The organism is Pseudomonas sp. MIS38 (assembly GCF_019891575.1).
Lineage (GTDB): Bacteria > Pseudomonadota > Gammaproteobacteria > Pseudomonadales > Pseudomonadaceae > Aquipseudomonas > Aquipseudomonas putida_A.
On record NZ_JAFLXF010000002.1, the window covers coordinates 154,379 to 172,732 of the forward strand.

At 61.5% G+C, this 18,354-nt stretch carries 13 protein-coding genes; 2 read left to right on the forward strand and 11 right to left on the reverse strand.

Annotated elements, in window-relative coordinates:
- The first annotated feature begins 254 nt into the window (after window positions 1–254).
- Both J1G18_RS04290 and J1G18_RS04295 read left to right on the forward strand, forming a co-directional pair.
- Window positions 255–842: a TIGR00730 family Rossman fold protein gene (locus tag J1G18_RS04290; protein WP_223007144.1), complete on the forward strand. Its 588-nt coding sequence runs from the start codon at window positions 255–257 to the stop codon at window positions 840–842.
- Between the two features lie 68 nt (window positions 843–910).
- Window positions 911–1,096 (forward strand): hypothetical protein, encoded by a 186-nt coding sequence (locus J1G18_RS04295; RefSeq protein WP_007967464.1) that lies wholly within the window; start codon window positions 911–913, stop codon window positions 1,094–1,096.
- 211 nt (window positions 1,097–1,307) lie between these two features.
- Here the strand turns inward: J1G18_RS04295 and J1G18_RS04300 are convergent, their stop codons facing one another.
- From J1G18_RS04300 to rnr, 11 genes are all read right to left on the reverse strand, one after another.
- Window positions 1,308–2,198, reverse strand: coding sequence for a transglutaminase N-terminal domain-containing protein (locus J1G18_RS04300; RefSeq protein WP_098966948.1), 891 nt, complete (start codon window positions 2,196–2,198; stop codon window positions 1,308–1,310).
- Window positions 2,198–4,684: a circularly permuted type 2 ATP-grasp protein gene (locus tag J1G18_RS04305; RefSeq protein WP_223007145.1), complete on the reverse strand. Its 2,487-nt coding sequence runs from the start codon at window positions 4,682–4,684 to the stop codon at window positions 2,198–2,200. Before J1G18_RS04305 ends, J1G18_RS04300 begins: the two co-directional genes overlap by 1 nt.
- 88 nt (window positions 4,685–4,772) lie before the next feature.
- Window positions 4,773–8,048, reverse strand: coding sequence for a DUF2126 domain-containing protein (locus J1G18_RS04310; RefSeq protein ID WP_223007146.1), 3,276 nt, complete (start codon window positions 8,046–8,048; stop codon window positions 4,773–4,775).
- A 338-nt stretch (window positions 8,049–8,386) separates the two neighbouring features.
- A complete protein-coding gene (locus J1G18_RS04315; RefSeq protein ID WP_007967456.1) occupies window positions 8,387–10,690 on the reverse strand; it encodes a YgiQ family radical SAM protein in 2,304 nt (767 codons plus the stop codon).
- A 192-nt stretch (window positions 10,691–10,882) separates the two neighbouring features.
- Entirely contained in the window at window positions 10,883–12,280 is a 1,398-nt protein-coding gene (gene dnaB / locus J1G18_RS04320) for a replicative DNA helicase (RefSeq protein ID WP_003221138.1), read from the reverse strand.
- A 120-nt stretch (window positions 12,281–12,400) separates the two neighbouring features.
- The gene (gene rplI / locus J1G18_RS04325) at window positions 12,401–12,847 is read right to left on the reverse strand and encodes a 50S ribosomal protein L9 (RefSeq protein ID WP_003221136.1); all 447 of its coding nucleotides are present in this window, start codon (window positions 12,845–12,847) and stop codon (window positions 12,401–12,403) included.
- Between the two features lie 19 nt (window positions 12,848–12,866).
- The gene (locus tag J1G18_RS04330; RefSeq protein ID WP_027611422.1) at window positions 12,867–13,760 is read right to left on the reverse strand and encodes a hypothetical protein; all 894 of its coding nucleotides are present in this window, start codon (window positions 13,758–13,760) and stop codon (window positions 12,867–12,869) included.
- 36 nt (window positions 13,761–13,796) lie between these two features.
- Complete coding sequence (rpsR, locus tag J1G18_RS04335; RefSeq protein WP_002551829.1) at window positions 13,797–14,027, reverse strand: 30S ribosomal protein S18; 231 nt, start codon at window positions 14,025–14,027, stop codon at window positions 13,797–13,799.
- A gap of 28 nt (window positions 14,028–14,055) precedes the next feature.
- Complete coding sequence (rpsF, locus tag J1G18_RS04340) at window positions 14,056–14,478, reverse strand: 30S ribosomal protein S6 (protein WP_003221133.1); 423 nt, start codon at window positions 14,476–14,478, stop codon at window positions 14,056–14,058.
- Between the two features lie 309 nt (window positions 14,479–14,787).
- Window positions 14,788–15,552: a 23S rRNA (guanosine(2251)-2'-O)-methyltransferase RlmB gene (gene rlmB / locus J1G18_RS04345; protein ID WP_003221131.1), complete on the reverse strand. Its 765-nt coding sequence runs from the start codon at window positions 15,550–15,552 to the stop codon at window positions 14,788–14,790.
- Complete coding sequence (gene rnr, locus J1G18_RS04350) at window positions 15,549–18,179, reverse strand: ribonuclease R (protein WP_027611420.1); 2,631 nt, start codon at window positions 18,177–18,179, stop codon at window positions 15,549–15,551. Before rnr ends, rlmB begins: the two co-directional genes overlap by 4 nt.
- Window positions 18,180–18,354 lie beyond the last annotated feature (175 nt).

The following is an 18,354-nucleotide window of genomic DNA, read 5'->3' on the forward strand; positions in this document are numbered from 1 at the left end:
AAATTGTATACAACTTTCAGGCTATGACACTCATCGAAACAATCTACCGGCGATAATCCCGGGCCGGGCCTATGATCGGCGCATCTACTGAAACGGAGTACCGATCATGTTCTTTAACGGTCTGTTGTGCAGTTTGCTCGCCGCCTACGCCTGTGGCGCCAGCGGTACCTTTGAATCGCCAGAACGCGAAGCTTAGTCCTTGGATCAAGGCGTGCCAGCCATTACCCTGTGACGGATTGACCCAGGAGGAAGGCATGTCTCTCAAATCCGTTTGTGTATTTTGCGGTGCCAACGCCGGCACTGATCCGGCTTACACCGAAGCCGCCCAAGCCCTTGGCCGGGCACTCGCCGAGCGCCAACTGACGCTGGTTTACGGTGGCGGTGCCGTGGGCCTGATGGGCCTGGTGGCGGACGCCGCACTGGCCGCTGGCGGCGAAGTGATCGGGATCATTCCGCAAAGTCTGATGGACAAGGAGATCGGCCACAAAAGCCTGACCCGTCTCGAAGTCGTCGATGGCATGCACGCGCGCAAGGCCCGCATGGCTGAACTGAGCGATGCGTTCATCGCGTTACCCGGCGGTCTCGGCACGCTGGAAGAGCTGTTCGAAGTCTGGACCTGGGGCCAGCTCGGCTACCACGGCAAACCGCTGGGGCTGCTTGAGGTGAACGGTTTTTACAGCAAACTCACCGCTTTTCTTGACCATATCGTCGGCGAAGGCTTCGTTCGCGCCCCACACCGTGACATGCTGCAAGTGAGCGAATCAGCACAATCGCTGCTCGACGCCCTGGATAACTGGAAGCCGACCGTCACGCCCAAGTGGGTCGACCAAAAACCCGGCTAACCGCCGGGCACCGATACAGGGCAGAATACGCGCCGCTCAACCTCACCTTCGACCCCAGAGGATCGCCCATGGCCAAACCCAATTACTCCTTCGCCAAACGTCAACGAGACCTGGAAAAGGAAAAGAAGAAAGAGGAAAAGCTTCAGCGCAAGAAACAGCAGGCTGAAGAAGCGGCACTAAACCCTGACGGTGAAGTGGCGACTGATGACGATGTTGATGTTGATGCACCGAAAGACCAGGCGCCTGACGCCTGAGCCCCACCGGGTTTGATGATCGAGTCAGACCCTGCGGATTTGTGACGGGGCTGGCGGTTCAGCCGCTGGCCCCCACACCCTCCCCGTTTTCCGAACACGATACGGCTTCCTGTGGGAGCGGGCTTGCTCGCGAAGGCGTCTTCACCTTTAACATTGATGTAACTGACACACCGCCTTCGCGAGCAAGCCCGCTCCCACATGGGTTGCTGTGTTATTCCAATGGCATCACCGTGACCCGCACTTCCGGATCATGCGAACCGCCCCCCAGAATCACCCCCCGCAACGGCGACACATCGGAAAAATCCCGGCCCCAGGCCAGGGTGATGTGCTCCAGCGCCGGCTGCACGTTGTTGGTCGGATCGAAATCCACCCAGCCCAATACCGGACAGAACACCGACACCCAGGCATGCGACGCATCGGCGCCGATCAGCCGTGGCTGCCCCGGTGGCGGCTGGGTCAGCAGATAGCCACTGATGTAGCGCGCTGCCAGTCCTCGCGAGCGCACGCAAGCGAGCATCAGATGCGCGAAGTCCTGACACACGCCACGCCGGCGCTCGAGCACCTCGACCAGCGGCGTCGCCACTTGCGTGGCCTCGGCATCGAAGGTGAATTCGCTGAAAATTTTCTGCATCAAGGCCTGCACGCCCAGCAACAAGGGCCTGCCTGGAGGAAAACAGCTTTCGGAAAACTCGACGAAGCTGCGTTTCAAATGCACGTAGGGTGATTGAAACCGATAGCGACAAGCCTCCAGCATTTCGGCGGACAACGGCTGACTGCTGTAGGTCAGCGCGTTGCGCGTCTGCTCCCACGCCGGGGACAGACTGAAATCCGCCAGTGGCCGCGCCAGCACCTCAACCGTGAGCCGGGCGTTGACCTGCAACTCGTCATGCGGGCGCTCGAAGGCCAGTCGGGTCAGCGGATTGCCGAACACATCCAGTTCATCCCGCCGCGTGGTCGGGTCCGGGCTGATCAGCAATTGCTGCTCGGTGCAGCGTTGCCACGTGCACTCACGCGGCCACAGGTGCGCGAGTTGCTGCGCCAGCGACACCGGGCTGTCGTAGTGGTAACAGGTGTCGTGGAAGATCTGGTAGTGCGCGCTCATCAGACGGACACCGTGCGCTGGCTGACATCATCGACATGGGCAAAGTGGCGCAGCGCCAGACGATCGGACACCTGACCGCTGGCCTCGGCAATCTCTTGCAGCAGATCCGCCAGACCACCGAGCGCGGCACGCACGCTGTTTTCCCCGAACAGCGGGTTCTCCAGACAGCCCAGATCGAACCGCGCCAGACGCTCGACCAATTGCGGCAATCCGGCCTCGCGAGGCACACCGAAATCGTCATTCAATCGCTTGAGCGTGCGGGTCACCAGTTTCAACTGGAACAACACGGCGTGCGGGTTCTGCTCATCCAGCAGCAACAGGTCGAGCACCGGAATCAACTGCGCCACCGCCAGATACCGCGAACGGTAGGTGATGCTGCTGTTGCCCAGCTCCAGCAGCCATTCCAGCCCCGCCTGATCGAACGCCCCGGCGCCGCGCAGAAACGCCGCCAGACTGCTGCTGAGAAACTGCAAACGCTCGATGCGCCGGCCGATCATCAGAAAGCGCCAGCCTTCGTCGCGGGTCATGTCGTCGAGCGCGAATCCCGAGAGCGCCGCCAGCGACATCACCAGCCGGTTGAGGAAATCCAGCAACTCACCGAAATCCGGCTCTTCGGTGTCCAGCTCCATTGCCTCGCGCTGCAACTCGACCAACGCCTGCCAGTTTTCCCGTGAAAGCTTGCCGCGCACCTGCGAGGCCGCCCACTGCAGGCGCTGCAGGTTGGAGCGCAGACTGAACGACCAGTCCTCGCCGAGCAGCGCCGCCAGCAACCGCTCCGGCAACTCACCCTCCTCCGGCAGCAACATCAGACGCTCGCCCAACTCCACTGCGGCCTGCAAGGCTTGCGGATCATCGCCATCGACATACCGCGCGAGCATGATCCGCAGCAGTCGCGCACTGTCGTCACAACGCTCGCAGTAACGACCGAACCAGAACAGGTTCTCCACCACCCGCGAGGGCAGGTAAGGGTCGCGGCGCACCAGATCGTGTACGCCGACGTTGCGCTGGGTTTTCCACTGTTCGCCGCTGGGCGCACGCTCGCCCAACACCCAGGTGTCCTTGCTCGCGCCACCGCGCTGCATCGACACCACTTCGGCATCGGCCTCGGCGGCGACCCGGGTCAGCCCACCGGGCAATACGCGATAGCCGTCACCACTGGCCACCGCGTACACGCGCATGCCGATCGCTCGCGGTTGCAGTTGGCCGTCTTCGGCCTGCCAGATCGGCGCCTGGGACAGCTGCGCCAACTCTTGCGCGACATACGCGTATGGCCGCGCCTGCATCCGCTCGGCGAGTGCCTGGCGCTGTTGTTCGCTCAGATCGCGGCCGAATACCGGGGCGAAGCTTTGCGAGGGGAATGCCGGTTTGATCAGCAGCTCGGGAAGCTTTTCCAACGCCTGCGCCAGCACCGGCGCCTCGCCGCACCACCATGTAGCGATGGACGGCAACAGCAGTTCTTCGCCGAACAGGTACTGATTGATCTTCGGCAGAAATCCAAGCAATCCCGGCGACTCCAGCACGCCGCTGCCCAACGCATTGGCCACCAGCACCCGGCCCTGACGCACCGCTTCCAGCAAGCCAGGCACCCCGAGTGCCGAGTCGGTGCGCAGCTCCAGCGGGTCGCAGAAGTCATCGTCGAGCCGGCGCATGATTGCGTGCACCCGGCGCAGACCGCTGAGGGTTTTCAGGTACACCGTGGCATCGCGCACGGTGAGGTCGCCGCCCTCCACCAGCGGATAACCGAGCTGGCGTGCCAGATAAAGGTGTTCGAAGTAACTTTCGTTGAAGCGCCCTGGCGTGAGCAACACCACCAGCGGCGCGTCATCGGCACACGGCGCCTGACGCGCGAGGGTTTCCTGCAGGGTGCGGAAGAAGCCGGCCAGGTGCTGCACTTTCAGATCGCGGTACAACTCGGGAAACGCCCGCGAAACGATGGTGCGATTTTCCAGCGCATACCCCGCGCCCGACGGCGCCTGAGTACGATCCGCCGTGACCCACCAGCGCCCGTCCGGCGTGCGCGCCAGGTCCACGGCGTACAGATGCAGAAAGGCATCTTCCGGTGGCGCGATGCCCTGACAGGGCCAGAGAAAATTGTTGTGGCCGAACACCAGCTCCGCCGGTAACAACCCTTCGCTGATCAGCCGCTGTGGCCCATACAGATCGGCCAGTACCGCATTGAGCAAGCGTGCTCGCTGGGCAATCCCCGCCGACAGTTGCTGCCACTCATCAGCAGCGATCACGTGCGGCAGCAGGTCCAGCTCCCACGGGCGGTCAGCGCCCTTGGGATCGGCATAGACGTTGTAGGTCACGCCGTTTTCCTGAATCTGCCGGGCCAGCAACGCCTGCCGCTGCACCAGTTGCCCCGGGGTGCTGCGCTGCAATTGATCGAACAGCCGCCGCCAATGCGGGCGCACTTCCCCGCTGTCATTCAGCAGTTCGTGATAAGTGCCCGCGGTCAGCGGGTAGCGGTCTAGCAGGTCAGGCATGGAAAGCTCGGCAGACAGCAGGGAACGGTCAGACTAACGCAGGCACATGACGTGCGGATATACGAAAAATCCGCATGTCGTGCAGGACTTAGAAACGTCGCAAATCGAGCGTCATCGGCAACTCGTCGGAGATTGTCAGGTTCGGTATCGGAAGTTTCCCCGGCGTGTGTCCGATGCGGAAAAACCGCGCCATGCGCCGGCTCTCCGCTTCGTTGGCATTGACCGGTAACGTCTCGTAATTGCGCCCGCCCGGGTGCGCCACGTGGTACTGGCAACCGCCCAGTGAACGCTGCATCCAGGTGTCGAGCAGGTCGAACACCAGCGGCGCGTGCACCGGGATGGTCGGTTGCAGGCAGTTGGCCGGTTGCCAGGCCCGAAAGCGCACGCCGGCGACGAACTCACCGATGCGCCCGGTCGGTTGCAGCGGCAGCGGAATGCCGTTGCAGGTCAGCAGATAGCGCTGCGGCGGCAAGCCGCTGAGCTTGATCTGCAAACGCTCCAGCGACGAATCGACATAACGCACCGTGCCGCCCGCCGTACCCTCCTCGCCCAGCACATGCCAAGGTTCCAGCGCCTGGCGCAGCTCCATCTCGATGCCGCTGACCGCGTAATCGCCGACCTTGGGAAAACGGAACTCCAGATGCGCGGCAAACCATTCGGCGCGCAACGGATAACCGGCGTTGTTCAGTTCGACGATGACGTCGGCGAAATCCTGCTCGATAAAGTGCGGCAGCATGAAGCGGTCGTGCAGCTCGGTGCCCCAGCGCGCCAGTTTCGGCGGCGCATATGGCTCGCGCCAGAACCGCGCAACCAGCGCCCGCAGCAACAACTGCTGAGCCAGGCTCATCCGCGCATGCGGCGGCATTTCGAAGGCGCGCAGCTCCAGCAGGCCCAGACGCCCGGTAGCGCCATCCGGCGAATACAGTTTGTCGATGCAGAACTCGGCGCGGTGAGTGTTGCCGGTGACGTCGATCAGCAAATTGCGCAGCAGGCGATCCACCAGCCACGGCGCGCACGCTTCGCCCGGTTCAGGCATCTGCGCGAAGGCGATTTCCAGTTCGTACAGGGCGTCGTTGCGCGCTTCATCGACCCGTGGCGCCTGCGAGGTCGGGCCGATGAACAAGCCGGAAAACAGGTAGGACAGTGACGGATGGTTGTGCCAGTAGCTGATCAGGCTGCGTAGCAGATCCGGGCGACGCAGGAACGGTGAGTCCGCCGGGGTCGCGCCACCGAGGACGAAATGGTTGCCGCCGCCGGTGCCGGTGTGGCGCCCGTCGATCATGAATTTTTCGGTGGTCAGGCGGGTTTGCCGCGCCTGTTCATAGAGAAACTCGGTGCGTTCGACCAGTTCGTCCCAAGTCGCGGACGGCTGCACGTTGACCTCGATCACGCCCGGGTCCGGGGTGATGCGGAAGTTGCTCAGGCGCGGATCGCTCGGCGGCTCGTAACCTTCCAGCAGCACCGGGCAATGCAGCTCTTCGGCGGTGGCTTCGATGGCCGCTACCAGTTCCAGATAGTCCTCGACCCGCTCCAGCGGCGGCATGAACAGATACAGACGCCCTTCGCGGGCCTCGGCGCAGAAGGCGGTGCGGGTCAGCCAGTCGGCGGACTCGTCGATTTTCGGCGCACGTTCGGCGGCTGCGGCGGGTTCGGCATGACTGTTGAGCTGCGCGGTGTCCGGCAGCTCGGGAAAGTCCTGATTCGGATCGTTGGGATGAATGAACGGATACTCGGCGGCCTTCACCCACGGCTGCGAGCCGAGTGGCAAGCGATAACCCAACGGCGAATCCCCCGGCACCAGTCGGCAATGCTCGTCGCGCAGATACCAGCGCCCGCTCTGCCATTGATCACCCTTGGCGGTGCGGGCCAGCGGCAGCACCTGGCCGATCACTTTATCCAGGCCCTGCGCGAAAACCTTGCGCAGACGCGCACGCTCCAGCGGTTCTTCAAGACGCGAGTCTTCAGCGCTGACGTTGCTCGGCAATGCGCCCTCACGCCAGAGGTAATAAAAATTGTCTTCGTAGGCTGGAAACACGAAACGAGCAGGCAGTTTCAGGCGTTCGGCAACACTCGCGAGAAAGCGTCCCGCCAGTTCGCCATCGGCGCCGTAGTCCTGCTGCTCATCGGCGATCAGCGCGCTGTTGTGCCAGATCGGCACGCCATCGCGGCGCCAATAGCAGTTGAGCGACCAGCGCGGCAATTGCTCGCCCGGGTACCACTTGCCCTGACCGAAATGCACCAGACCTCTCGGCGCATAGTGCTGGCGCATGCGCTGGAACAGTTCGGCGGAGAGGCGGCGCTTGTCCGGGCCCAGCGCGGCGGTGTTCCACTCGGCGCCATCGGGGTCGTCGATGGAGACGAAGGTCGGCTCGCCGCCCATGGTCAGGCGCACATCGCCTTCCAGCAAGTCGGCATCGATCTGCCGGCCCAGCGCCTGAATCGCCAGCCACTGCTCATCGGTATAGGGTTTGGTGACCCGTGGCGCTTCCCAGATCCGCTCCACCGACATTTCGTGGCTGAACTGGCATTCGCACGGCTCGACCAGACCACTGATCGGCGCGGCTGAGGATGGATCGGGGCTGCAGGCCAGCGGGATATGCCCTTCGCCGGCGAACAATCCGGACGTAGCATCCAGGCCGATCCAGCCGGCGCCCGGCAAGTACACCTCGCACCAGGCGTGCAGGTCGGTGAAGTCCACTTCGGTGCCGGACGGGCCGTCGAGACTCTTCACGTCGGCGGTCAGTTGAATCAGGTAACCGGAAACGAACCGCGCGGCCAGCCCGAGGTTGCGCAGCAGTTGCACCAGCAGCCACGCCGAGTCGCGGCAGGAGCCGGAGGCATGCTCGAGGGTGTGTTCAGGGGTTTGCACACCCGGTTCCATGCGAATCAGGTAGCGAATGTCTTCGCTGAGGCGCTGGTTGAGCATCACCAGGAAATCCACGGCGGGCAGCGGCGTACGGTCGATCCCGTCCAGATAGGCTTTGAATGCCGGGGTCAGCGGCAAGGTTTCGAGGTACGGCGCCAGCTCTTTGCGCTCATCGGCCGTGTAAGTGAAGGGGATTTTCTCGGCGTAGGGTTCGAGGAAGAAGTCGAACGGGTTGAACACCGCCATCTCGGCCAGCAGATCGACTTCGATGCGCAACTCGTCGGTTTTCTCGGGGAACACTAGACGCGCGAGGTAGTTGCCCTGCGGGTCTTGCTGCCAGTTGATGAAATGCTGCTCGGGCGAGACCTTCAGCGCATACGAAAGAATCCGCGTGCGGCTGTGGGCGGCCGGACGCAGGCGTACGATCTGCGGGCCGAGTTCGACAGCGCGGTCGTAGCGGTAATGCGTGACGTGATGCAATGCGACATGAATCGACACGGCGTGCCTCCTGCGAGCCTAAGCGTATTCGAAAGCGCGCAAGACTTATGCCATGCAGAGGCTTGGGCGCTTTCCCGGAATGCTCAGGGCAGTACAGCACCAAAATCGGGCGATGCGGGGAAATGGTTTGAGGAAGTTGCGCCTAAATGTGGCGGCGGTGGTAGATGCGGCGCCTGAGATGACGCCTTCGCGAGCAAGCCCGCTCCCACAGGAGACCGCATTCCAACTGTGGGAGCGGGCTTGCTCGCGAAGGGGCCAGTCGATTCAGCGCATTTCCTGAAACCTGAAATGCAAAACGCCAACCCGAAGGTTGGCGTTCTGTTGAAACAAAAAGCGATTTAGCGCGGTACGACGGGCTTGCGAGCCGGTTTCGGCCCCTTGCCCTTGGCCGCTTCCTTGCGCTCCTTGGCCGCCTGCTGGTTGCGGGCGAATGCCGCAGCCTTGGCCTGTTCACGCTTGTCCCAAGGATTGCCACCGTCGCTGGCACGCGGCGGCAGGCCGTTGTGCTGGGTGAGAATCTTGGTGGTCTTCTCTTTCGCGACCTTGTGGCTGCCGGCCGGCGTCGAGTTCTTGCGACGGGCGCTCTGATAGCTGTCGGTAGCCGGTTGATGCAGCGGAATCAACTGATCCTTGCCCGGACCGATCAGATCACCACGGCCCATGCGGATCAGCGCTTCGCGCAGCATCGGCCAGCCTTTCGGGTCGTGATAACGCAAGAACGCCTTGTGCAGGCGGCGCTGCTCTTCGCTCTTGACGATGGTCACGCCGTCGCTTTTGTAGGTGACCTTGCGCAGCGGGTTCTTGCCCGAGTGGTACATCGCGGTTGCGGTGGCCATCGGCGACGGATAGAACGCCTGCACCTGGTCGGCACGGAAGCCGTTGCCCTTGAGCCACAGCGCCAGGTTCATCATGTCTTCGTCGGTGGTGCCCGGGTGCGCGGCGATGAAGTACGGGATCAGGTACTGCTCTTTGCCTGCTTCCTTGGTGTACTTCTCGAACATGCGCTTGAACTTGTCATAGCTGCCAATGCCCGGTTTCATCATCTGGTTGAGCGGACCTTCCTCGGTGTGCTCCGGGGCGATCTTCAGGTAACCGCCGACGTGGTGGGTCACCAGCTCTTTGACGTACTCCGGCGACTCGACCGCGAGGTCGTAACGCAGGCCGGAGGCGATCAGGATCTTCTTCACACCCGGCAAGGCACGGGCGCTGCGGTACAGCTGAATCAGCGACGAGTGGTCGGTGTTCAGGTTCGGGCAGATGCCCGGGAATACGCAGGACGGCTTGCGGCACGCGGATTCGATTTCCGGGCTCTTGCAGGCGATGCGGTACATGTTTGCGGTCGGGCCGCCAAGGTCGGAGATGACACCGGTGAAGCCCGGAACCTTGTCGCGGATCTCTTCGATTTCGCGAATGATCGACTCTTCGGATCGGTTCTGGATGATCCGGCCTTCGTGCTCGGTGATCGAGCAGAAGGTGCAACCGCCGAAGCAGCCGCGCATGATGTTCACCGAGAAACGGATCATGTCGTAGGCCGGAATCTTCTCCTTGCCGTACGCCGGGTGCGGAACCCGTGCGTAAGGCATGCCGAACACGTAGTCCATTTCTTCAGTGGTCATCGGAATCGGCGGCGGGTTGAACCAGACGTCGATCTCGCCATGTTTCTGCACCAGCGCGCGGGCGTTGCCCGGGTTAGTTTCCAGGTGCAGCACGCGGTTGGCGTGGGCGTACAGAACCGGGTCGTTACGCACCTTTTCCATCGACGGCAGGCGGATCACGGTCTTGTCGCGAGTCATGCGCGGGCTGGCCAGGATCTGTACGACCTTGGCTTCCTCGGGATCATCCACCGGGCCCTTCTCTTGCTCGATGGCGCAAGCCTGGGTGTCCTGGGTGTTGACGTACGGGTTGATGATCTTGTCGACCTTGCCCGGACGGTCGATACGCGTGGAGTCGACTTCGTACCAGCCCTGCGGCGTGTCACGACGGATGAACGCGGTGCCGCGCACGTCGGTGATGTCTTCGATCTTGTGCCCGTAGGACAGACGCTGGGCCACTTCGACGATGGCGCGCTCGGCGTTGCCGTACAGCAGAATGTCGGCGCTGGCGTCGATCAGGATCGAGTTGCGCACGCGATCCTGCCAGTAGTCGTAGTGGGCGATGCGGCGCAGGGAAGCTTCGATGCCGCCGAGGACGATCGGCACATGTTTGTAGGCTTCCTTGCAGCGCTGGCTGTAGACCAGGCTCGCGCGATCCGGACGTTTACCGGCCATGCCACCGGGGGTATAGGCGTCGTCGGAACGGATTTTCTTGTCCGCGGTGTAGCGGTTGATCATCGAGTCCATGTTGCCGGCCGCGACGCCGAAGAACAGGTTCGGCTCGCCGAGCTTCATGAAGTCGTCTTTGGACTGCCAGTTCGGCTGGGCGATGATCCCGACGCGGAAGCCCTGGGACTCCAGCAGCCGGCCGATGATCGCCATGCCGAACGACGGGTGATCGACGTAGGCATCACCGGTGACGATGATGATGTCGCAGGAATCCCAGCCGAGCTGATCCATCTCCTCCCTGCTCATCGGCAGGAATGGCGCTGGCCCGAAACATTCGGCCCAGTACTTTGGATAGTCAAATAACGGCTTGGCTGCTTGCATGTCGATAACCGGTGTTGGCTTTCATTGAATTTCGCGGGCGCGGAATATAGCACAAATTTTGACCAATTCCGACGACTGTGGTCGGAAATTGTGCCATGCCCATTCGCGAGCAAGCCCGCTCCCACATTTGAATGCATTCCAAGTGTGGGAGCGGGCTTGCTCGCGAAGGCGTCAGTTCAAACGATGAAGCATTTACTCGTCGTCGTCGAAGTTGTAACTGCCCGGCGCGAGGTTTTCGAAGCGGGTGTACTTACCGATAAAGGCCAAGCGGATAAAGCCGATCGGGCCGTTCCGCTGCTTGCCGATGATGATTTCGGCGATGCCCTTGTGCTCGGTTTCCGGGTGATACACCTCGTCCCGGTACACGAACATGATGACGTCGGCGTCCTGCTCGATCGCTCCGGATTCCCGCAAGTCGGAGTTTACCGGGCGCTTGTTGGGACGTTGTTCCAGGGAGCGGTTGAGCTGCGACAGCGCCACCACCGGGCAGTTGAATTCCTTGGCCAGGGCTTTCAGGGATCGCGAAATCTCGGAAATCTCGTTGGTCCGGTTGTCACCGCTGGAGCCGGGAATCTGCATCAACTGCAGGTAGTCGATCATGATCAGGCCGATGTCGCCGTGCTCGCGCACCAGACGCCGGGTCCGCGCACGCATTTCCGACGGGCTGATGCCGGCGGTATCGTCGATGAACAGTTTGCGATCATTGAGCAGGTTGACCGCCGAGGTCAGGCGCGGCCAGTCGTCGTCTTCGAGCTGACCGGAACGCACCTTGGTCTGGTCGATACGTCCGAGGGACGAGAGCATACGCATGATCAGCGATTCGCCTGGCATCTCGAGGGAGTACACCAGCACCGCCTTGTCGCTGCGCAGTACGGCGTTTTCCACCAGGTTCATGGCGAAGGTGGTTTTACCCATCGACGGACGGCCGGCGACGATGATCAGGTCGGACGGCTGCAGGCCACTGGTCTTCTCGTCGAGGTCGGTATATCCGGTGGAAAGACCGGTAATCGCGTCGGCAGTGTTGAACAGGGTGTCGATGCGATCGATGGCCTTGGTCAACAGTTCGTTGACCCCCACCGGGCCGCCGGTCTTCGGCCGCGCCTCGGCGATCTGGAAGATCTGCCGTTCGGCTTCGTCGAGGATCTCTTCGGCTGTACGGCCTTCAGGGTTGAAGGCGGCGTCGGCAATTTCGGTGCTGATACCGATCAGCTGGCGCAACGTCGCGCGCTGGCGAACGATCTGCGCATAGGCTTTGATGTTGGCGACGGACGGCGTGTTTTTCGCCAGCTCGCCGAGGTAACCGAGGCCGCCGACCTGGGACGTCTGACCTTCCTTGTCCAGTTGCTCGGCAAGGGTCACGACGTCGATCGGCATGTTCTGATCGGCCAATTTGGCGATCGCACGGAAGATCAGACGGTGGTCATGTCGGTAGAAATCGCCGTCGGAGACTTGATCGAGCACGCGTTCCCAGGCGTTGTTGTCCAGCATCAGACCACCGAGTACGGCCTGTTCGGCCTCGATGGAATGCGGCGGCACCTTCAGGGCAGCGGTTTGCAGATCGTATTGCTCGGGAGCGGTGATTTCGTTCATGGCCACTTGGAGTCAGGTTTGAAAACGGGAGTACCAGAAAGACAAAGGGCACGACCTGTAAACAGGATCGTGCCCGATGTTACCGGCAAGCACCCGAGGGTGCCAGCCGACAAGTATTGCTTAAGCTGCTACCACGACAACGCGTACGGTGGCTTCAACTTCGGCGTGCAGGTGCACAGCCACGTCGAATTCACCCACGTTGCGGATGGTGCCGTTCGGCAGACGAACTTCGCTCTTCTGCACTTCAACGCCGGAAGCGGTCAGTGCGTCAGCGATGTCGTGAGTACCGATCGAACCGAACAGCTTGCCTTCGTCGCCAGCGGTGGCAGTGATGGTCACTTCCAGCTCGGCCAGTTGGGCAGCACGGCTTTCAGCCGATGCTTTACGGTCTGCGGCGGCTTTTTCCAGCTCGGCACGACGCTCTTCGAACGCAGCCAGGTTGGCAGCGGTCGCAGCGGTAGCCTTGCCGAAAGGCAGCAGGTAGTTACGGCCGTAACCGGCCTTAACGTTTACTTTGTCGCCCAGGTTGCCCAGGTTGGCGATTTTTTCCAGAAGGATCAGTTGCATGTGGAAATCCTCTTAACTTTTAACCTTCACCGTTCGCGTTATCGGTGTCTTTCGACACGTGACGACCGCGAAAATCAATCAGGCTGTCGACAATGGCCAGAACCACGAGCAACGGATAGAGCAGCTGCATGAACAACAGCAGCGTGACGTACAACCCCACCAGCCAGAAACCGGCCAGTCGCTTCTGCCCGACCAGCCCGTGAATCAGGGCGAGTCCGGCGAACACCAGCGGTACACTGCACAACGGCGTCAACATGGCCATCTGTGCACCGAGATTCGGGCCCAGAAGCATCAACGCCAGCAGCAACATCGCCGGCCCCAGCGGGATCCGGATGGCGCGAAACTCGCGACCAAAACCACCCGGGTTGTACAACAACGCCTGCCAATGCCGCCCGACAATCAGGCTCAGCACGCTGACGATCTGCAACAGAGCCGCAATCAGTCCGGTCAGGACTGGTGCAATCAGGGACGCGAAGCGCGCTTGCTCATCGACCGACAATTGCTTGTAGGTTTCACCAAGAAGCGCCGGCATGACCTTTATCAAGGCCTGCGCGAGCATCTCGATCTGGGCCGCAAACGCTGCCCCGAGCACCACTGAAAACACCACTCCAATCACTACGCTGACCAGCAGCGTGCGAACCCAGGACTCGCTTGCGCGCAACACCAACGCAAGCCCCGAAGACCCCAGCAGCACCAGAAGTGCCCGTGGATCATCGGCATACAGCCACCAGACCAAAGCCGGCAGCAGCCCCAGAGACAGAACACCCAGGGCGTCCGTCAGTCCGCGCCGCAGAAGCACCAGGCTCCCGGCGGCAGCACCCAACCAATACAACAACGGCAATGTTGCACATCCGGCCACCACGAGAGTGGCCTGCATACGGCCTCGCATGATGAACTCAGCTAAGGCACGCATGCATTCAATCCTTTGCTACTTGTCGACTGCCCGGTCTCAGCGGCCGTGGCTGTCGGTGTAGGCCAGCAGGGCCAGGAAGCGGGCGCGCTTGATAGCGGTGGCCAGCTGACGCTGATAACGAGCTTTGGTACCGGTGATGCGGCTTGGAACGATTTTGCCGGTCTCGGATACGTAGGCTTTCAGAGTGTTGAGATCTTTGTAATCGATCTCTTTCACGTCTTCAGCGGTGAAGCGGCAGAATTTACGACGACGGAAGAAACGTGCCATTTGATAGGCTCCTTAAAAGGTCCGTGGATTACTCGTCAGCGTTATCGCTGTTGTCGCTGTCATCACCCTCAACGCCATCAGCGTCGGAGTGCTCAGGACGGTCGCGACGCTCACGGCGCTCACTGCGGTTTTCTTCAGCCTTGAGCATCTCGGACTGGCCGGTAACGGCTTCGTCGCGACGGATGACCAGGTTACGGATCACAGCATCGTTGTAGCGGAAGTTGTCTTCCAGCTCGGCCAGGGCCTTGCCAGTGCACTCAACGTTCAGCATCACGTAGTGAGCCTTGTGAACATTGTTGATTGCGTAGGCCAGTTGACGACGGCCCCAGTCTTCCAGACGGTGGATTTTGCCGCCGTCTTCTTCGATCAGCTTGGTGTAACGCTCAACCATGCCGCCGACTTGCTCGCTCTGGTCAGGGTGGACCAGAAAGATGATTTCGTAATGACGCATGAATGCTCCTTACGGGTTGTAGCCTGCCGCTCAAAAACGGTCAGACAAGGAGTGAATGACACTTATGGACTTGCTGGCACGGGGCACATGCGTGCCTGCCGTCACAGCAAGGGGCGCAATTGTAGAGAAGGGACTGCGGAGGTGCAAGGCAATTGGTGATTATTTGAACAATCACCATTTCTTTGCCTTCGCACAAAACACTGTGGGAGCGGGCTTGCTCGCGAATGCGTTTCATCAGGCAACATTATTGTTGTCTGACACACCGCTTTCGCGAGCAAGCCCGCTCCCACAGTTTGTTTGCGTACAGCCTTATTTCTTGGCTGCAGCCTTGGCCTTGGCACCGCGTTGACGCTGTGCTTCGAACAGGCACACACCGGTCGCCACGGACACGTTGAGGCTGCTGACGCTACCGGCCATCGGCAAGTTCACCAGATAGTCGCAGTGCTCGCGAGTCAGGCGACGCATGCCTTTGCCTTCGGCGCCCATGATCAGGATGGTCGGGCCGGTCAGGTCCTGGTCATAAATGCTGACCTCGGCCTCACCCGCCGTGCCGACCACCCACAGACCGCGCTGCTGAAGCTTTTCCAGAGTGCGCGCCAGGTTGGTCACCGCCACCAGCGGAATCACTTCCGCCGCGCCGCAGGCCACTTTACGCACCACCGGCGTCAGGGTTGCCGACTTGTCCTTGGGCACGATCACCGCCAGCGCGCCGGCAGCATCCGCCGAACGCAGGCAGGCGCCGAGGTTGTGCGGGTCGGTCACGCCGTCGAGCACCAGCAACAGCGGTGCGCCTTCGGTACGGTCGAGCAGCTCATCGAGCATCGCCTCGCCCCAGACCTGGCTCGGACTGACGTCCGCCACCACGCCCTGGTGCACGCCTTCAACCCAGGCGTCCATTTCGCGGCGCTCGGCCTGACCGATCTGCACACGATTTTCGTTGGCCAGTTCGATCAGGGTCTGCACGCGCGGATCGTTGCGGCTTTCGGCCAGCCAGATCTGCTTGACGCGTTTCGGGTGGTGACGCAACAACGCTTCTACCGCGTGAACGCCGTAGATTTTTTCCAACTGACTCATGACTTCGCCTTCGGTTTACGCGACCCGCCACTTTTGGCTGGAGCCGAACCCGCTTTTGGCGGGCCTTTACGGTGTTTGCTCGGTTTGGCTGGCTTGCCGCCGACGGCCTTCTCAGGCGCCGACCGTCCGGTCTTTCCCCCAGACGCCGCTTTACCACCGCTTTTGGCTTCGGCCAGCAAGGCCTTCTTCAATTCACGGCTTTTGCGCAGCTCGGCATTTTTCGCCACGGCATCGCTCGGGCGATAGGCCTCGACAGCTTTTTCCTTGGCCGGACGACGGCTAGCGGTTTTGGCCGGAGCCTTGTCTTCCACAGCCTTGCTCGCAGGCGCTGCGGTATCGGCGCCACGTTTCTTGCGACCAATCGGTGCGCTGATGGTTTTTTCGGCCATCTCGAAGTCGATCTTGCGCTCGTCGAGATCGACGCGCATCACGCGCACTTCAACGGTATCGCCGAGACGGAAGCTGCGACCGGTGCGCTCGCCCGCCAGGCGGTGATGCACAGGGTCGAAGTGGTAGTAATCGCCTGGCAGCGCGGTGACGTGCACCAAGCCTTCGACGTAGATATCGGTCAGCTCGACGAACAGACCAAAACCGGTCACGGCGGTGATCACCCCCGGGAACGATTCGCCCACGCGATCTTTCATGAACTCGCACTTGAGCCAGTTCACCACATCGCGGGTGGCTTCGTCGGCACGGCGCTCGCTCATCGAGCACTGCTCGCCGAGTTGCTCCAGCGCCGCTTCGTCGTACGGATAGATGCGCGCCTTCGGAATGGTCATCGCCCCGGCACGACGAACGTGCGGAGTGTCCTGTTTCGAATGGATCACGCTGCGGATGGCGCGGTGCGTGAGCAGGTCCGGGTAACGACGGATCGGCGAGGTGAAGTGGGTATAGGCTTCGTAATTCAGGCCGAAGTGGCCTTCGTTCTGGGCGCTGTACACCGCCTGGCTCAGGGAGCGCAGCATCACGGTCTGGATCAGATGGAAATCCGGACGGTCCTTGATGCTCGCCAACAGGGCCTGATAGTCCTTTGGCGACGGGCCATCCTTGCCTTTGTGCAGGGACAGGCCGAGCTCGCCGAGGAACGCGCGCAGTTTTTCCAGACGCTCCGGTGGCGGGCCGTCGTGGACACGGTACAGCGCGGGGATTTCGTGCTTCTTGAGGAATTCGGCGGTGGCCACGTTGGCCGCCAGCATGCATTCCTCGATCAGCTTGTGCGCATCGTTGCGGGTGGTAGGACGGATTTCGGCAATTTTGCGCTCGGAACCGAAGATGATCCGGGTTTCCTGGGTTTCGAAATCGATCGCGCCACGCACGTGACGGGCAGCCAGCAACACTTTGTACAGCGCATAGAGCTGCTTGAGGTGCGGCACCACGTCGGTGTATTCGCCGCGAAGCTTGCGCGCTTCGGTGGCTTTCGGGGTTTCCAGCATCGCGCTGACCTTGTTGTAGGTCAGACGGGCGTGGGAATGGATCACCGCTTCATAGAAGCAGTAGTCGGTCATTTCGCCGGACTTGGAGATGGTCATCTCGCAAACCATGGCCAGACGATCGACGTGCGGGTTCAGCGAGCACAGGCCGTTGGACAGCTGTTCAGGCAGCATCGGCACCACGCGCTCGGGGAAATACACCGAGTTGCCGCGTACCTGGGCTTCGTTGTCCAGCGCCGAACCGATCTTCACGTAGCTGGAAACGTCGGCAATCGCCACGTACAACTTCCAGCCGCCGGAGAACAGGCGCAACTTGCCCGGTTTGGCTTCGCAGTAGACCGCGTCGTCGAAGTCGCGGGCATCTTCGCCGTCGATGGTGACGAACGGCAGATGGCGCAGGTCGACACGCTTCTCTTTGTCTTTTTCTTCGACTTCCGGCTTGAGCTTGGCGGCTTCTTTGAGTACCGCTTCAGGCCAGACATGCGGAATGTCGTAGGTACGCAGCGCGACATCGATTTCCATGCCCGGCGCCATGTAGTTGCCGACCACTTCGACCACATCGCCTTGCGGCTGGAAGCGCGGCGTCGGCCAGTGGGTGATTTTCACCTCGACGAACTGACCGATCTGCGCGTTGGCGTTGCGGCCTGGCGTAACCAGCACTTCCTGCTGGATCTTCGGATTGTCGGCAACGACAAAACCGATACCGCCCTCTTCGAAGTAGCGACCGACGATCGTTTCGTGGGCACGGGACACCACTTCGACGATCACGCCTTCACGGCGGCCACGACGGTCAAGACCCGAAACGCGGGCCAGCGCACGATCGCCATCGAACACCAGACGCATCTGCGCCGGGCTCATGAACAGGTCATCGCTGCCGTCGTCCGGCACCAGGAAGCCGAAACCGTCACGGTGACCGCTGATGCGGCCGAGGATCAGGTCGAGCTTGTCCACCGGCGCATAGGTGCCACGGCGGGTGTAGATCAATTGAGCGTCGCGCTCCATGGCGCGCAGGCGGCGGCGCAGGGCTTCGATCTGGTCTTCTGTGGTCAGACCAAACTCTTCGACCAGTTGCTCGCGGGCAGCAGGCGAACCCCGATCGGCGAGATGCGCCAGGATCAGTTCGCGGCTGGGAATAGGGTTTTCATATTTTTCCGCTTCACGAGCGGCCTCGGGATCGAGGGACTGCCAATCGGCCATTAGAGAGTTTTCACCTTGTCTATATGCGGGTTAGTTTGGCATAGGCGCCATCAAACGGGAAATTTCCGACTATATAAGGCCCTTCTGGAGCCTTGTATCGACGCCTGAAAGCCCTTTTGAACACCGCTGGTAAAAAAATTCATTTTTTTTTGCTGACAGGGGTTTACAGTTAAAA

What these genes read in the sequence shown, in the direction of transcription:
- J1G18_RS04290 (WP_223007144.1), top strand. Translation starts at nt 255, where the DNA reads ATGTCTCTCAAATCCGTTTGTGTATTTTGCGGTGCCAACGCCGGCACT.
- J1G18_RS04295 (WP_007967464.1), top strand. Translation starts at nt 911, where the DNA reads ATGGCCAAACCCAATTACTCCTTCGCCAAACGTCAACGAGACCTGGAA.
- J1G18_RS04300 (WP_098966948.1), bottom strand. Translation starts at nt 2,198, where the DNA reads ATGAGCGCGCACTACCAGATCTTCCACGACACCTGTTACCACTACGAC.
- J1G18_RS04305 (WP_223007145.1), bottom strand. Translation starts at nt 4,684, where the DNA reads ATGCCTGACCTGCTAGACCGCTACCCGCTGACCGCGGGCACTTATCAC.
- J1G18_RS04315 (WP_007967456.1), bottom strand. Translation starts at nt 10,690, where the DNA reads ATGCAAGCAGCCAAGCCGTTATTTGACTATCCAAAGTACTGGGCCGAA.
- dnaB (WP_003221138.1), bottom strand. Translation starts at nt 12,280, where the DNA reads ATGAACGAAATCACCGCTCCCGAGCAATACGATCTGCAAACCGCTGCC.
- rplI (WP_003221136.1), bottom strand. Translation starts at nt 12,847, where the DNA reads ATGCAACTGATCCTTCTGGAAAAAATCGCCAACCTGGGCAACCTGGGC.
- J1G18_RS04330 (WP_027611422.1), bottom strand. Translation starts at nt 13,760, where the DNA reads ATGCGTGCCTTAGCTGAGTTCATCATGCGAGGCCGTATGCAGGCCACT.
- rpsR (WP_002551829.1), bottom strand. Translation starts at nt 14,027, where the DNA reads ATGGCACGTTTCTTCCGTCGTCGTAAATTCTGCCGCTTCACCGCTGAA.
- rpsF (WP_003221133.1), bottom strand. Translation starts at nt 14,478, where the DNA reads ATGCGTCATTACGAAATCATCTTTCTGGTCCACCCTGACCAGAGCGAG.
- rlmB (WP_003221131.1), bottom strand. Translation starts at nt 15,552, where the DNA reads ATGAGTCAGTTGGAAAAAATCTACGGCGTTCACGCGGTAGAAGCGTTG.
- rnr (WP_027611420.1), bottom strand. Translation starts at nt 18,179, where the DNA reads ATGGCCGATTGGCAGTCCCTCGATCCCGAGGCCGCTCGTGAAGCGGAA.